Genomic DNA, 12995 nt, shown 5'->3' with positions numbered 1-12995 from the left:
AGGCGCCGGACAACCTTCAACGTCATTCCGGGGCTCGCAAAGCGAGAACCCGGAATCTCGAGATTCCGGGTTCGCCCTACGGGCGCCCCGGAATGACAGCGACAAATGGAAACGACGCATGAGCCGAGCCGCGACCAACCTGCAAATCGATTCCGCCCGCCTCTGGGGCTCCATCCATGAGACCGCGCAATTCGGCGCGACGGTCAAGGGCGGTGTACGGCGGCTGACACTCAGCAGCGAAGACAAGCAGGTGCGTGACTGGTTCCGGAAGGCCTGTGAGGAAGCCGGCCTGGAAGTTCATGTCGATGCGCTCGGCTCGCAGTTCGGCCTGCGCAAGGGCCGCGACATGTCGAAGCTGCCCGTGGGCATCGGCTCGCATCTCGACACCCAGCCGACCGGCGGCAAGTATGACGGCATTCTGGGAACGCTCGGCGCGCTCGAAGTGATCCGCACGCTGAACGACGCCGGCATCGAGACCGAGGCGCCGATCTGCGTCGTCAACTGGACCAACGAGGAAGGCTCGCGTTTTGCGCCGGCGATGATGGCGTCCGCGGCTTACGTCGGCGATTTCACCACCGACGACATTCTCTCACGCAAGGATATCGACGGCACCACCGTCGGCCAGGCGCTCGACAGCATCGGCTATCGCGGCGACAAGCCCGTTGGTTTCCAGAAGCTCGGCTGCTTTGTCGAACTCCACATCGAGCAGGGTCCGATCCTCGAAGCCGAGGGCAAGACCATCGGCGTGGTCGATTCCGGCCAGGGCGTGCTCTGGTACGACGGCAAGATTTCCGGCTTCGAGAGCCATGCAGGCTCGACACCGATGCCGCTGCGGCGTGATGCGTTGGCGACGCTGTCCGAAATCGTGCTTGCGATGGAAGCCATCGCCAGGAAACACGGACCAAACGCGGTCGGCACCATTGGCGAGGCCGTGATCGCGAACCCCTCGCGCAACGTCATTCCCGGCGAGATCGCTTTCACGATGGACTGCCGCAGCGCGGACGGTGCCATCATGGACGCACTCGATCGCGACCTTCGTGCCGCCATTGCCGAGATTGCCGCGCGCCGCAAGGTCGAGGTCGGGATCGACCTGGTCTGGCGCAAACCGCCGACGCATTTCGACCCCAAGCTCATCGCAGCGGTCGAGAACGCCGCAAAGACGCTCGGCTATTCTTCTCGCCGCATCACTTCCGGCGCCGGTCACGACGCCTGCAACCTCAACACCGTCATGCCGGCGGCCATGGTGTTCGTGCCCTGCAAGGACGGCATCAGCCACAATGAGCTGGAAGATGCCACGCAGCCCGACTGCGCCGCGGGCACCAACGTGCTGATGCACACCGTGCTGGCGATCGCCGGCGTCGCATCCTGATCGGAGACAGACATGCGTGGAGTTTTCGTCGACGCCAATGAAGCCCTCGCTGCGATCATGGAGCGGTTGGAGAGGCCCGGCGATCCCAAGGTGCGGATTCACAGGGACCCCGACATCAAGCCCGAGCAATATCCGGACGTTCTCGATGGCGCCGAGATTGCGATCGTCGACCACACCGCGTTGCCGACCGACGTTGCAAAGAAGTGCACAGGGCTCAAGCACGTCGTATTCCTCGGCACCGGTGCGCGGAGCTACATGAACCCGGAAGAACTCGCAGAGCTCGGCATTTCCGTGCATCTGATCAAGGGCTACGGCGACACGGCGGTCGCGGAATCCGCGATCGCACTAATGTGGGCCTCGGCCCGCGTCATCGCGATGATGGACCGCGAGATGCGCGCCGGTCACTGGCTGCGCGAGGATGGCATGCAGCTCACCGGCAAGACGCTGGGCCTGATCGGCTTCGGCGGTATTGCTGCCGAGGTGGCACGCATCGCCTCCGGCAGCGGCATGAAGGTCATCGCCTGGAATCGATCGCCGAAGACTCATCCCGGCGTGGAGTTCACCGATCTCGAGACACTGCTGGCGAGAAGCGACGTCGTGTCGCTGCACCTGCTGCTGAACGATGAGACGCGCGGCATGATCACGCGCGAAAAGATCGCCAAGATGAAGCCCGGCGTCGTCTTCATCAACACCGCGCGGGGCGCCATCGTCGACGAGCAGGCGATGATCGACGCGCTGAAGTCGGGCCACATCCGCCATGCCGGTCTCGACGTCTTCAATATCGAGCCGCTGCCGGCAGACCATCCGCTCACGAAGATTCCGAACGTGACACTGTCGGCTCATTCCGCCTTCCGCACGCCGGAGGCGAGTGAGAACCTGATTGAAGCGGCATGGGTCCATTGCCGCCGGATCGTCAAAGGATAAGAGCAACAACAATGGCCGACTACCGCACGATCAAGGCAGAATCGCTCATCAACGCCGTCAGCGCCATCGTCAGGGCCGGTGGATCTACCGACCGTGAAGCCGAGCTCGTCTCCACGAACCTCGTGGAAGCGAACCTCAAGGGCCACGACTCCCACGGCGTCGGCATGATCCCGCGCTATGTCCAGAGCGTCACCAACGGCGGCCTTGCCGTGAACCAGCACGTCAAGATCGTGCTCGATACCGGTCCGCTTCTCACCCTCGATGGCCTCACCGGCTACGGCCAGGTGATCGGTCACGAAGCGATGGAGCTGGCGGCAGAGCGCGCCAAGCGTAACGGCGTGTGCCTCGTCGGCCTCTCCAACTCGCACCATATCGGCCGCATCGGCCACTGGGCCGAGCAGTGCATCGAGCATGGGCTGGTCTCGATCCACTTCGTCAACGTGATCTCGCGCCCGATCGTGGCGCCCTGGGGCGGCAGCGATGCGCGCCACGGCACCAACCCGTTCTGCGTCGGCATCCCGCGCAGGGGGAAAGAGCCGATCGTGCTCGACTTCGCCACCAGCCGGATCGCGCAGGGCAAGACCCGCGTCGCCCACAACAAGGGCGTCGAGCTCGAGCCCGGCACCATCATCGACAATGAAGGCAAGCCCACCGTCAATCCGCGCTACACCGTGATCCCGCCGCACGGCGCCATCCTGCCGTTCGGCGAGCACAAGGGCTCAGGACTCGCGCTGGTGTGCGAAATCCTCGGCGGCGCGCTCTCCGGCGGACAGGTGGTCAAGGGCCCGTCTGACGGCAAGTACAACGTCCTGAACGGCATGCTCTCGATCGTCATCGATCCGGAGAAGCTCGGCACGGGCGAAAACCTGGCGCGCGAAGTCGAGAGCTTCGTCGCCTGGCACACCGGCTCGCCTCCCGGCCCCGGCGTCGACAAGGTCAGGATCGCCGGCGAGCCCGAACGCGAGACCAAGAGGAAGCGCCTCGCTGAAGGCATTCCGGTCGACCCGACCACCTGGCAGGAGATTCTTGAGGCCGGGAAGAAGTTCGGGCTGGACCAGGCCGCGATCGAGAAGATCGCGGGCTGAACGAAATCGTCGATGTCGTCCCGGCGAAGGCCGGGACGACCATTTGGCTAGCAGCGCGCTTTAATCCACCATATCGGCAACGGCCTTGCCGCACGCCGTCGTATCGGCGTTGCCGCCGAGGTCCTTGGTGCGCAGCGTGCGCTCCGCCAGCGTGCGTTCGATCGCCTCGACGATCGACTTGCCAGCTTCCTTCTCGCCGAGATGCTCCAACATCATCGCGCCCGACCAGATCATGCCGATCGGGTTGGCGATGCCTTGCCCCGCGATATCGGGCGCCGAGCCGTGGACCGGCTCGAACACCGACGGGAAATCGCCTTCGGGGTTGATATTGCCCGACGGCGCGATGCCGATGGTGCCGGTGCAGGCCGGACCGAGGTCGGACAGGATGTCACCGAACAGGTTGGATCCGACGACGACGTCGAACCAATCCGGATGCAGCACGAAGTTCGCGGTCAGAATGTCGATGTGGTACTTGTCCCACTTCACGCCCGGAAATTTCTTCGCCATCGCCTCCACGCGCTCGTCCCAATAGGGCATGGTGATGGAGATGCCGTTCGACTTCGTCGCCGAGGTCAGATGCTTTTTCGGCCGCGACTGCGCCAGCTCGAAGGCAAATTTCAGAATGCGGTCGACGCCGGTGCGGGTCATCACCGTCTGCTGCGTCACGAACTCGCGGTCAGTGTCCGGGAACATGCGGCCGCCGACCGAGGAATATTCGCCTTCGGTGTTCTCGCGCACCACCCAGAAATCGATATCGCCGGGCTTGCGGCCGGCCAGCGGCGACGGCACGCCGGGCATCAGCCGCACCGGGCGCAAATTCACGTACTGGTCGAACTCGCGGCGGAACTTGATCAGCGATCCCCACAACGAGACGTGATCCGGAATCTTGGCCGGCCAGCCGACCGCGCCAAAATAGATCGCGTCGTGCTTGCCGATCTTCTCCTTCCAGTCATCCGGCATCATCTGGCCGTGCTTCTCGTAATAGTCCCAGGACGAGAAGTCGAAATGATCGAATTGCAGCGACGCGCCGTGCTTCTTCGCCGCGGCCTCCAAGACGCGCATGCCCTCGGGCATCACTTCCTTGCCGATGCCGTCACCGGGAATGACTGCGATCCGGTATTGTTTCTTGCTCATCGAGAACGTCCTTGTTGGGTCCGGCAGCCGCCGCCTTCTGATGGCTCTGCAATGGACCAAACACGGCGGCAGTGCAACGCTGCACTGCAATGTTGACCATGGCGCGGGCGAGCGCCTACTGGTTTCATCCGTGTTCCTCTCCTGCGAGTACCTCACATGGATCTGCATTTGCGTGGCAAGCGCGTCCTGATCACAGGCGCGTCCAGGGGCATTGGCGCAGCTGCTGCCGAGGCGTTTGCCGAGGAAGGCGCCCATCTCCTGCTCGCCGCCCGCAGCGGCGATCAGCTCGAGGCGCTGGCCGATCGCTTGCGCTCGGCGCACCAGATCGATGCCGCGACGAGCGTCGTGGATTTGCGCAAGGCCGAGGATGTCGTGCGGCTAGCCAAGGAGGCCGCTGACATCGACGTGCTCGTCAACAATGCCGGCGACATTCCCGGCGGCTCCATCGACAAGATCGACGAGGCCACCTGGCGCCACGCCTGGGAATTGAAGGTGTTCGGCTACATCAACCTCACGCGGCAGATCTACACCCAGATGAAGGCCAGGGGCGGCGGGGTCATCGTCAACGACATTGGTGCCGCCGGCGAGAAATTCGACGCCAACTACATCTGCGGCAGCGCCGGCAATGCCGCGCTGATGGCTTTCACCCGCGCGCTCGGAGGCAAAAGCCTCGCCGACAACATCCGTGTGGTCGGCATCAATCCTGGACCGGTCGGCACCGACCGCCACGTCACGCTGCTGAAGACACGGGCAAAGCACCAGTTCGGCGACGAGACCCGTTACAAGGAATTCCAGAAGAGTCTGCCGCTTGGCCGCCCCGCGCATGCGCGCGAGATCGGCGACCTCATGGCGTTCCTGGCCTCGGATCGCGCGGGCTATACGTCGGGCGTCATCTACACGGTGGACGGCGGCATCAGCGCGGGATGGGGCTAACTGCTCCAAAGTTCTTAAGCATCGCCGTTCCGGGGCGATGCAACGCATCGAACTACGGTGCGCAATTGCGCACCTGAGAGAACCGCGAGATTCCAGGGTCGCCCTTTGGGCGCCTTGGAATGACAATCCAGAGGTAGGAGTAAAATAATTGTCTGAAGACCTGATCCGCGAAACCGCCTGCGTCGTCGTCGACAAGCTGCGCTCCGGCGACGTCTCTCCGCTCGAGCTGCTGGACGCGGTGGAAAAGCGCGTCAAGGAGGTCGACGGCAAGGTGAACGCGCTGCCGACGCTTTGCTTTGATCGGGCGCGGGACAACGCCAAGGCGCTGATGCAGAAGCCGGCCGGTGCCCGCGGATTGCTGGCGGGCCTTCCGGTGCCGATCAAGGACCTGACTGATGTCGCGGGCGTGTTGAACACGCAGGGCTCGCCGATCTTCAAGGACAACATCTCCGCCACGTCCGACCTCATGGTCGAGAATCTCGAGGCCAACGGCGCGGTCGTCTACGCCAAATCCAACACGCCGGAATTCGGCGCCGGCGCCAACACCTTCAACGAAGTATTCGGCGCGACGCTCAATCCCTGGGATACGTCCAAATCGGCCGCTGGCTCCTCCGGCGGCGCAGCGGTGGCGCTTGCGACCGGCATGGCCTGGCTCGCACAAGGCTCCGACATGGGCGGCTCCTTGCGCAGCCCCGCAGCCTTCTGCGGTATCGTCGGCATGCGGCCGAGCATCGGCCGCGTTGCCCATACCCCCAAGTCGGGCGTCGATCGCAATCTCGGCGTCGCCGGGCCGATGGCCCGCAACGTCGAGGACCTGGCGCTGCTGCTCGACGCCATGAGCGGTGACTATGCGGACGATCCGTTGTCGCTGCCGGCGCCTGCGACCTCCTTCCTGTCAGCGGCTCAATCGGGCAAGAAGCCGAAGCGCATCGCCTATTCGCCAGATCTCGGCATCACCCCTGTCGACCCGGAGGTCAAAGCGATCACCCGCAAGGCGGCCGAACGATTTGCAGAGGCCGGTGCGATCGTCGAGGAGGCGCATCCGGACTGGCGCGAGGCGCATGAATGCTTCCACGTGCTGCGTGCCTTCGATTTCGCCATCACCAAGGCCAATCTGCTGCGTACCAAGCGCGATCTGCTCAAGCCCGAAGTGATCTGGAACATCGAAGAGGGCCTCAAGCTCACCGTCGAGCAGCTCGCGCGCGCCGAGGCGCAGCGCGTCGGCATGACTGCGCGCGCGGTCGAATTCTTCAAGACCTACGATCTGTTGCTGACGCCGACCACGATCGTCCCGCCCTTCCCGATCGAGAACCGCTATGTCGCCGAATGCGCGGGCAAGAAGTTCGAGAACTACATCGAATGGCTCGGCATCGTCTACGCCATCACGCTCGCCTGCTGCCCGTCGCTGTCGCTGCCCTGCGGCTTCGCGAATTCGGGTCTTCCGGTCGGCGTGCAGGTCGTCGGCGCGCCGCGCGCGGATGCGCAGGTGATCGCGGGTGCGATGCTGCTCGAGGACATTCTTGGCCTGCGGGGGCAGACGCCGATCGATCCGCGGGTGAAGAAGTAATCGCTCTCCGCCGCGCGCTCCGCCGCACCCTCCCCCTTGCCCTTGTGGGAGAGGGTGGCTCGCCGCGAAGCGGCGAGACGGGTGAGGGGTATCTCTCCACAAGGGACTCTCACCGCCTGAATTTGACGATAGAACCCCTCATCCGGCGCTTCACGCCACCTTCTCCCAGAAGGGGAGAAGGAAGATCACCTCCCGCCCGTCGCCTCCAGGCTCCGGCTATAGCGCGACATCGCGAAGCAGAAGGCGAAATAGATCGCGGCGACGAAAATATAGACCTCGACTGAAAACTGCTGCCAGGCCGGATCGATGATCGCGGTCTTGGCCGTCGTCAGCAGGTCGAAGATGCCGATGATCAGCACCAGGCTGGTGTCCTTGAAGAACGCGATAAAGGTGTTGACCAGCGGCGGAATGACGTGGCGGATCGCCTGCGGCAGGACAACGAGCCGGTGCTTCCTCCAATAGGACAGCCCCAGCGCGTCGGCAGCCTCGTATTGCCCGCGCGGCACGGCCTGGAGACCACCGCGGATCACCTCCGCAAGATACGCGCCCGCGAACAAAATGATCGCGATCTGTGCCCGCAATAGCTTGTCGATGTTGAATCCGCTGGGCATGAACAGCGGAAACATCACGCTCGCCATGAACAGAAGGCTGACCAGCGGCACGCCGCGGATCAGTTCGACATAGAGCACCGAAAGCGACCGGATCGCCGGCAGCTTTGAGCGACGGCCGAGCGCAACCAGGATGCCGAGCGGAAAACCGAACGCCAATCCGAACGTCGCCAGGATCAACGTGACCGGCAAGCCACCCCACCGGTCCTGCGAGACGAAGGAGAGCCCGAACACCCCGCCCCACATCAGCGCGCTGATCAGCGCCAGCGCGCCAATCCAGAGATAGGCCAGCTCGCGCCGCCACAGGGCGCGGCGGGTGGAGAGATAGAACAGGGCGATGAACAGCACGACGGACAGCGCCGGCCGCCACTGCTCGTCGAACGGATAGGTGCCGAACAGGATGAAGCGGTACTTCTCGGGAATGATGGCCCAGCAGGCGCCAAGACCGCGCACCGCCTTGCAGGCGCTGGAATCATTGGCCGGCGTGATCCACACCGCATTGGCAATGCCCCATAGCACGAAGCTGATCACGCCTTTCGCCAGCACCGCCAGCAGGACGACTGTAAGAATGCCGTTCGGGATCGACGAGAACAGGTTGGTGCGCAGCCAGCGCAGCACCGGATTGCCGATTTGCGGGCGGCGGGCGGCGCGCGGCACGTCCGGCATGTCGGTAATCGCGGTCATGCTCAGCGCTCCGCCAGCGCGATGCGCGCATTGTACCAGTTCATGAAGAAGCTGATGCCGAGGCTGATGGTCAGGAACACCGCCATGATCAGCGCGATCGCCTCGATCGCCTGCCCGGTCTGGTTCAGCGTCGTGTTGGCGATCGAGACCACGTCCTGGTAACCGATCGCGACCGCGAGCGAGGAGTTCTTGGTCAGGTTGAGATATTGGCTCGTCATCGGCGGCACGATCACGCGCAGCGCCTGCGGCAGGATGATCTGTCGCAGCATGAAGCTGCGGCGCAGGCCGAGCGCGCTGGCGGCGTCCCACTGCCCGCGCGGCACCGACTGGATGCCACTGCGCACGATCTCGGCGATGAAGGCCGAAGTGTAGGTGACAAGCGCGATCAACAACGCAAAATATTCCGGCGCGAGCGTCAGCCCGCCGACGAAGTTGAAGCCGCGCAATTCCGGCCACTCGATCTTCCAGGACACGCCGAGCAGCACCGACACCGCCGCCGGCAGCACGACAATAAGACCAACCGCAAGAGGCCACGCCCGCCGCGGCTTGCCGTCACGCATCTGCTGGGCGACCAGCCGCTGCTGAATGATGTAGAATGCGGCACAGCCCAGCACGGCCGTGCCGAGCACCCAGAGCTGCGGTGAGCCAACCGGAATCGCCGGCAGGATCAGGCCGCGGTTGGAAAGAAAAATACCCTCGACCGGCCGCCACGCGGCACGTGCGGCCGGCAGCGCCTGCATCAGAACGTACCAGAACAAGAGCTGAAGCAGCAGCGGGATGTCGCGCAGGACCTCGACATAGACGGCGGCGAGCCGCGACAGCAGCCAGTTCGCCGAAAGCCGAGAGATGCCGATCAGCGTCCCCAGGATGGTCGCGAGCACGATGCCGATCACCGCGACGCGTAGCGTATTGGCGACACCGACGACGAAGGCCCAGAGGTAGCTGTCTCTCGGATTGTACGCGAGCAGGCTGTCGGCGATTGGCATCCCGGCCTCGCGGCCGAGAAAGGCAAAGCCGGTGGTGATACGGCGGGCCGAGAGGTTGGTGACGGTGTTGGACCAGAGGAAGACGATGACGGCGACCGCGATGCCGACCACCAGCACCTGCCAGAACAAGCCCTTTAATTCGTTCGGCCCGAGCGCGCCGAAAAAGCTGCGGCGCGGCGGTGGCCTGGGGGCATCAGAGGTCACGGCACAAAAATCCTTCCAGAGAGCAGCGATTTCCGGCGGCGCACGTCAACTGTTGCACCAAACTCTGATCCATGCAACAAATGTTTCATGGCCGAGCCCGCAAGATCCTCGCCTTTGAGCGACCTCCGCATTGCGTTGCCATCGCTCCCCCTGCGCTTGCAGGAGGTCGGGCGTTTCGTCGCGGCCAATGATTACGACGCCACCACCCGTTCGATGCGCGACCTCGCGGCAGAGGCCGGCGCCGATCCCGCCGCATTCACGCGGCTTGCCAAAGCCATCGGCTATTCCGGCTGGGACGAATTGCGCGCCGCGTTGACGGAGGCGCGGCGGCCGTCGCAGACCTCGCCCTTCTCGGCTCGCGCCAAAAGCCGCCGCCACGGCCCGGACGCGGACGTCGCGCTCATCACCGACAAGCTCGAGGCTGAGGCCGCCGGCCTGCCGCGCATCTCCGCCCACGCCATCGCAGAGGCGGCCCGCGCACTGCATGACGCCAAACGGATCTGGATCTCCGGTTATCGCAGCTGCCGCAGCGTTGCCGAACTGCTGAACTACGAATTACGGTTGTTTCGTGCCGAGCAAGTTCAACTCGTCGGCGCGTCCGGCCCGGACGATCTCGATCTCGGCGCCTTCCGCCCCGGCGAAGCCGTCATCGTCTTCGGTTTCTCGCCCTATACGCATGCGAGCGTCCGCGTCGCCCAGGCCGCTCATCACGCTGGCGCGACGCTGGTCGCGATCGCGGACAGCGCGGCCGCTCCGATGGCCGAGGGCGCCGACCATGTGCTGCTGTTCGAAGCGGCTTCCTCGCCCGGCTTCTTCCCGAGCCTCACCGGAGCGCTCGCAATTGCGCAGTCCCTGGCCGCGGTGACGTTTTCGCTCGGCGGCACGACCGCGAAGAAGCGCCTTCAGAACACCGAGGCCCGGCTCGCCGCGGCCTCCACTTACGTCTCAGAGAAAGGTTGATCCATGGGCACCCGCACCAGCCGCGTGCTGCACCGCTCGCTGCGAGAGACGCCACCCAAGGCGATCGGCGGCGAAGGCGTCTATCTCTTTGCCGAGGACGGACGACGTGTGATCGACGCCTCCGGCGGCGCGGCCGTCTCCTGCCTCGGCCATCAGCATCCGCGCGTGATCGCGGCGATGGCGAAGCAGGCTTCGACGCTGGCCTATGCCCACACCGCCTTCTTCTCGTCCGAGCCGGCCGAGGCGCTCGCCGAGACTCTGGTCGGCCACGAGCCGGGCGGCCTCGCCTACGCCTATTTCGTCAGCGGCGGGTCGGAAGCGATCGAGGCCAGCATCAAGCTCGCGCGGCAATATTTCATCGAGCGCGGCGAGCCGCAGCGGCAGCATTTCATTGCGCGGCGGCAGAGCTATCACGGCAACACGCTCGGCGCGCTCGCCGCCGGCGGCAACGCGTGGCGCCGCGCGCCCTATGCGCCGCTGCTCTCCGCCGCCTTCAGCCACGTGACGCCGGCCTTCGCTTATCACGAGAAGCACGACGGTGAATCCGATGCGCAGTTCGTGGCGCGGCTCGCGGCTGAGCTCGAAGCAGAGTTTGTGCGGCTTGGCCCCAACACCGTCGCCGCGTTCCTCGCCGAGCCGGTCGTCGGCGCCACCGCCGGCGCGGTGACCGCGCCAGACGGCTACTTCAAGGCGGTGCGCGAGATCTGCGACCGCTACGGTGCCCTGCTTATCCTCGACGAAGTGATGTGCGGCATGGGCCGCACCGGCACCACGCACGCGTGGCAGCAAGAAGGCATCTCCCCTGATATCCAGGCGATCGCCAAGGGGCTCGGCGGCGGCTACCAACCGATCGGCGCGATGCTGGCGAGCGGCAAAATCATCGACACCATCCGCTCAGGCTCCGGCGCCTTCCAGCACGGTCACACCTATCTTGCCCATCCGCTCGCCTGCGCAGCGGCGCTCGCGGTGCAAGATGTGATCCGCGAGGACAATCTGCTCGAGCAGGTCAAGCAGCGCGGGAGGCAGCTCGAGCAGCGGCTGACCGAACGCTTCGGCAATCACCAACATGTCGGCGATATCAGGGGCCGCGGCCTGTTTTGGGCGATCGAGCTCGTCGCTGATCGCGCCAGCCGCACCTCGTTCGATCCTGCACTCAAGCTGAACCAGAAGATCAAGGCGGAAGCCTTCGCCAACGGGCTCGGCTGCTATCCCGGCGGCGGCACCGTGGAAGGCATCCGCGGCGACCACGTACTGCTGGCGCCGCCCTATATCGCTTCGGCAGATGAGATCGACCAGATCGTCGACAAGCTCGGCACGGCCGTCGACAACGTGTTGCGTAGTGTCAATCACTGAGGGGAGAGTAGCATGATGAGGAAAGTGGTTATCGCAGCGGGCGTGCTCGCAGCATCGACAGTCGTTGCGTCGGCGGCGACGCTCGACACGGTGAAAAGCCGCGGAACGCTGGTGTGCGGCGTCAGCGCCGGCTTTGCCGGCTTCTCGGCACCCGACTCGCAAGGCAATTACAAGGGCCTCGACGTCGACTATTGCCGCGCGCTCGCCGCCGGCGTGTTAGGTGATCCCAGCAAGGTGCGATACGTCTCACTGACCGCGCAGAACCGCTTCACGGCGCTTCAGTCCGGCGAGATCGACGTGCTCTACCGCAACTCGACGGAGACCTATTTGCGCGGCGTGACGCTGGGCTTGCGCCAGGGTCCGATCAACTTCTACGATGGCCAGGGCTTCGTCGTGAAGAAGGACCTCGGCGTGAAGGAGCTGAAGGACCTCAAAGGCGCCACCGTTTGCGTCGCGCAGGGCACCACCCATGAAGTCACGCTCGGCGATTACGGCCGCGCCAACGGCATCGACTGGAAGCCGCTGGTGTTCGACCGCGTCGACACCATGTACCAGACCTTCTTCGGCGGCCGCTGTGACGCCATGACCCAGGACGCCTCCGCGCTCGCCGGTGCCGTCACCACCGCGGCTCCGAACCCGGCCGATTATGTCGTGCTGCCGCAGACCATCAGCAAGGAGCCGCTCGGGCCGTTCACCCGCAACGGCGACGAGGTCTGGAGCGACATCATCACCTGGCTGCATTACGGGCTGATCGAAGCCGAGGAGCTCGGCGTGACGCAGACCAATGTCGACGAGATGACGAAGTCGCAGACACCGGCGATCCAGCGCTTGTTGGGCGCCTCCGGCGATCTCGGCTCGCGGCTTGGTCTCGACAACAAATGGCTGGTCACGGCGATCAAGGCCACAGGTAATTATGGCGAGATCTACGAGCGCAATGTCGGCAAGGCGAGCCCGCTCAAGCTCGAGCGCGGCCTCAACGGCCTCTGGAGCAAGGGCGGCTTGATGTACGCGATTCCGTTCAAGTAAGGAGCTCACCTTTCCCCGCTTGCGGGGAGAGGTCGGATTGCGACCGGCGATGCAAAGCATCGTCCGGGGCAATCCGGGTGAGGGGGACTCTCCACGCGTCCACCTCTCACGTTTTGCGCGGATAGAGCCCCTCACCCCAACCCTCTCCCCGTAAAAGCGGGG

11 protein-coding genes are annotated in these 12995 nt (G+C 64.7%); 8 read left to right on the top strand and 3 right to left on the bottom strand.

Annotated features, from left to right (window positions below; genetic code table 11):
- Positions 1-118: 118 nt before the first annotated feature.
- Genes JQ587_RS08160 through JQ587_RS08150 form a run of 3 tightly spaced genes read left to right on the top strand, consistent with a single transcriptional unit; the run spans position 119 to position 3378 of the window.
- Positions 119-1369: a Zn-dependent hydrolase gene (locus tag JQ587_RS08160; protein WP_212297996.1), complete on the top strand. Its 1251-nt coding sequence runs from the start codon at positions 119-121 to the stop codon at positions 1367-1369.
- A gap of 12 nt (positions 1370-1381) precedes the next feature.
- Positions 1382-2293, top strand: a complete 912-nt coding sequence (locus JQ587_RS08155; RefSeq protein ID WP_212424968.1) for an NAD(P)-dependent oxidoreductase — start codon at positions 1382-1384, stop codon at positions 2291-2293.
- Between the two features lie 11 nt (positions 2294-2304).
- Entirely contained in the window at positions 2305-3378 is a 1074-nt protein-coding gene (locus tag JQ587_RS08150) for a malate/lactate/ureidoglycolate dehydrogenase (protein WP_212424967.1), read from the top strand.
- Between the two features lie 60 nt (positions 3379-3438).
- On the opposite strand, the gene JQ587_RS08145 is transcribed toward JQ587_RS08150, so the two are convergent.
- On the bottom strand, positions 3439-4512 hold the full coding sequence (locus tag JQ587_RS08145) for a tartrate dehydrogenase (protein WP_212424966.1): 1074 nt from the start codon (positions 4510-4512) through the stop codon (positions 3439-3441).
- A gap of 156 nt (positions 4513-4668) precedes the next feature.
- Between JQ587_RS08145 and JQ587_RS08140 the strand changes: the two genes are divergently transcribed.
- The gene (locus JQ587_RS08140) at positions 4669-5445 is read left to right on the top strand and encodes an SDR family oxidoreductase (protein WP_212424965.1); all 777 of its coding nucleotides are present in this window, start codon (positions 4669-4671) and stop codon (positions 5443-5445) included.
- Positions 5446-5593: 148 nt separating this feature from the next.
- A complete protein-coding gene (locus tag JQ587_RS08135; protein ID WP_212424964.1) occupies positions 5594-7012 on the top strand; it encodes an amidase in 1419 nt (472 codons plus the stop codon).
- 185 nt (positions 7013-7197) lie between these two features.
- On the opposite strand, the gene JQ587_RS08130 is transcribed toward JQ587_RS08135, so the two are convergent.
- Complete coding sequence (locus tag JQ587_RS08130) at positions 7198-8304, bottom strand: amino acid ABC transporter permease (protein ID WP_212297990.1); 1107 nt, start codon at positions 8302-8304, stop codon at positions 7198-7200.
- Between the two features lie 2 nt (positions 8305-8306).
- Entirely contained in the window at positions 8307-9494 is a 1188-nt protein-coding gene (locus JQ587_RS08125) for an amino acid ABC transporter permease (protein ID WP_212424963.1), read from the bottom strand.
- Between the two features lie 87 nt (positions 9495-9581).
- Between JQ587_RS08125 and JQ587_RS08120 the strand changes: the two genes are divergently transcribed.
- From JQ587_RS08120 to JQ587_RS08110, 3 genes are read left to right on the top strand one after another with little or no spacing between them, the layout of a single operon-like run.
- The gene (locus JQ587_RS08120) at positions 9582-10454 is read left to right on the top strand and encodes a MurR/RpiR family transcriptional regulator (protein WP_212297988.1); all 873 of its coding nucleotides are present in this window, start codon (positions 9582-9584) and stop codon (positions 10452-10454) included.
- 3 nt (positions 10455-10457) lie between these two features.
- A complete protein-coding gene (locus JQ587_RS08115; RefSeq protein WP_212424962.1) occupies positions 10458-11807 on the top strand; it encodes an aspartate aminotransferase family protein in 1350 nt (449 codons plus the stop codon).
- Between the two features lie 12 nt (positions 11808-11819).
- Positions 11820-12833, top strand: a complete 1014-nt coding sequence (locus JQ587_RS08110; protein ID WP_212297986.1) for an amino acid ABC transporter substrate-binding protein — start codon at positions 11820-11822, stop codon at positions 12831-12833.
- Positions 12834-12995 lie beyond the last annotated feature (162 nt).

The organism is Bradyrhizobium manausense (assembly GCF_018130615.1).
Taxonomy (GTDB): domain Bacteria; phylum Pseudomonadota; class Alphaproteobacteria; order Rhizobiales; family Xanthobacteraceae; genus Bradyrhizobium; species Bradyrhizobium manausense_A.
The sequence above is the reverse complement of the archived record's forward strand: the minus strand, read 5'-3'. Positions and strand labels throughout refer to the sequence as shown.

Bases quoted from the DNA above. Each gene is read 5' to 3' on its own strand.
- JQ587_RS08160 (WP_212297996.1), top strand. From the start codon at position 119: ATGAGCCGAGCCGCGACCAACCTGCAAATCGATTCCGCCCGCCTCTGG.
- JQ587_RS08155 (WP_212424968.1), top strand. From the start codon at position 1,382: ATGCGTGGAGTTTTCGTCGACGCCAATGAAGCCCTCGCTGCGATCATG.
- JQ587_RS08150 (WP_212424967.1), top strand. From the start codon at position 2,305: ATGGCCGACTACCGCACGATCAAGGCAGAATCGCTCATCAACGCCGTC.
- JQ587_RS08145 (WP_212424966.1), bottom strand. From the start codon at position 4,512: ATGAGCAAGAAACAATACCGGATCGCAGTCATTCCCGGTGACGGCATC.
- JQ587_RS08140 (WP_212424965.1), top strand. From the start codon at position 4,669: ATGGATCTGCATTTGCGTGGCAAGCGCGTCCTGATCACAGGCGCGTCC.
- JQ587_RS08130 (WP_212297990.1), bottom strand. From the start codon at position 8,304: ATGACCGCGATTACCGACATGCCGGACGTGCCGCGCGCCGCCCGCCGC.
- JQ587_RS08120 (WP_212297988.1), top strand. From the start codon at position 9,582: ATGGCCGAGCCCGCAAGATCCTCGCCTTTGAGCGACCTCCGCATTGCG.
- JQ587_RS08115 (WP_212424962.1), top strand. From the start codon at position 10,458: ATGGGCACCCGCACCAGCCGCGTGCTGCACCGCTCGCTGCGAGAGACG.
- JQ587_RS08110 (WP_212297986.1), top strand. From the start codon at position 11,820: ATGATGAGGAAAGTGGTTATCGCAGCGGGCGTGCTCGCAGCATCGACA.